3 protein-coding genes are annotated in these 1,852 nt (G+C 66.5%); all 3 read right to left on the reverse strand.

Annotated elements, in window-relative coordinates; genetic code table 11:
- On the reverse strand, positions 1-358 hold a 358-nt coding region (locus ABYB95_RS22725; RefSeq protein WP_372662374.1), incomplete at its 3' end, for a substrate-binding domain-containing protein.
- Complete coding sequence (locus tag ABYB95_RS22730) at positions 355-1,098, reverse strand: ATP-binding cassette domain-containing protein (protein WP_372662377.1); 744 nt, start codon at positions 1,096-1,098, stop codon at positions 355-357. The genes ABYB95_RS22730 and ABYB95_RS22725, both read right to left, overlap by 4 nt.
- Positions 1,095-1,829, reverse strand: coding sequence for an ABC transporter permease (locus ABYB95_RS22735; protein WP_372662380.1), 735 nt, complete (start codon positions 1,827-1,829; stop codon positions 1,095-1,097). Before ABYB95_RS22735 ends, ABYB95_RS22730 begins: the two co-directional genes overlap by 4 nt.
- Positions 1,830-1,852 lie beyond the last annotated feature (23 nt).

Below are 1,852 nucleotides of genomic sequence, written 5' to 3' on the forward strand. Positions count from 1 at the left end.
CCTTGGGTCCGATCAGCACAAAGTCGTTGTACATCACGTCCAGCCGCTGGCCTGCGAAGCCGTCGGCCACAAACTGCTCTTCTTTGACCTGGTCGTGCACGAACAGCACATCGGCGTCGCCGCGGCGGGCCATGTCGATCGCCTGCCCCGTGCCCAGCGCGACCACCTTCACGTCGATGCCGCTGGCTGTTTTGAAAGCCGGTAACAGGTGGGCAAACAAGCCCGACTGCTCGGTGGACGTGGTGGATGCGACCACGATGTTTTGCGCCAGGGTGGCGGCAGAAGCCAGCAGGCCGACCGCGCCCAGCAGACCGCTCAGTGCGAGGCGTTTGAATCGAAAAGGGGTGACAGCATTCATGGGGTTTCTCCTTTGACAAAAGCATGGGCCTGCGGGCACATGGCCTGCAAACGTTCGTGGTTGAAAAAATCGGCGGTGGGCAAGTCGGCCAGGAGCCGCCCTTGCTCCAGGTACAGCACCCGGCTGGCCAGGCGCTTCACCTGGCCCAGGTTGTGGCTGCTGAAAATCAGGGTCGACGGTTGGTTCCCTGTGCTGTGCTCGGCGAAGTCGGTGATCAAGGCCTCGACCTCGCGCTTGGCGTGCGGGTCCAGGCTGGCCGTGGGTTCGTCGAGCAGCCAGACCCCGGGTCGGCGCGCCCAGGCCCGCGCCAAAGCCAGGCGTTGTTGCTGACCGCCCGACAAAGCGCGCGCGTTGCGCTGCGCCAACCCCGCCAGACCCACCCGTTCCAGCGCCTCCAGCGCCTGCAGTTTGGCGGCACTCCAGGGCACACCGTCCAGCCACAGGCCCAGCGCCACGTTGTTGCGCGCACTCAGGCGCAGCATGTGCGGACGCTGGAACAGCATCGCCATGCGCAAATCCGGCGCCAGCTGCAAGCGCCCCGAAGCCACCGGCAGCAAGCCGTGCAGGCAGCGCAACAGGCTGCTCTTGCCGCTGCCGTTGGCGCCCACCAGCGCCACCCGTTCTCCTGCGGCGATGCGCAGCGAGACGCCAGACAGCGCGTGCACCTGCGCCCGCGCCCCCAGCCTCACATCGACCGCCTGGAGTTCGAACAGCGGTTCATGTTGGGGCCCCGCGCTCATGCGAGCGCCACCGCGCCGTTCTGGCTGCCGGTATCGAGCCGCTCGCGCCAACGGCGCAGCAGCGAAACCAGGCTGTTGAGCAAGAGCACCACCGACAACAACACCAGACCCAGGCCCAGGGCCAGGGGCAGATCGCCCTTGCTGGTTTCGAGCGCGATCGCGGTCGTCATCACGCGCGTAAAGCCGTCGATGTTGCCGCCCACGATCATCACCGCGCCCACTTCGGACACGGCGCGCCCAAAGGCCGTGATCAGCACGGTGAGCAAGGCGTAGCGTTCGTCCCAGGCCAGCAACAAGCTGCGCATGGCCGTGCGCGCGCCCAGCGAGCGCAGCTGCTCGCCGTGCGAGGTATCGGCGTCTTCCACCACCTGCCGCGTGAGCGCAGTAACCAGCGGCAGCACCAGCAGAGACTGGGCCAGCACCATGGCCTGGAAGCTGAACAACCAGCCCAGGAAGCCGAGTGGCCCGCTGCGCGACAGCAGCAGATAGACCACCAGGCCCACGACCACCGAAGGCACGGCAAGAAACGTGTTGAGCAGGGTGAGCAACACCGGGCGGCCACGGAAACGCGACACCGCCAGCAGCGAGCCCAAGAGCAGACCCAGGCCACAGGCGATCACGCAGGCCATGGCGCTCACGGCCAGCGAACGAAAGACCACGCTCCAAAGCGCCGGGTCGCCCGACAGCACCAGCCGCAGCGCGGTCAGCACGCTATCGGAAAAGGTATTCATATGGCAACGCAGCTTACCCAAAC

This window comes from Hydrogenophaga sp. (assembly GCF_041633695.1).
Taxonomy (GTDB): Bacteria; Pseudomonadota; Gammaproteobacteria; order Burkholderiales; family Burkholderiaceae_C; genus Hydrogenophaga.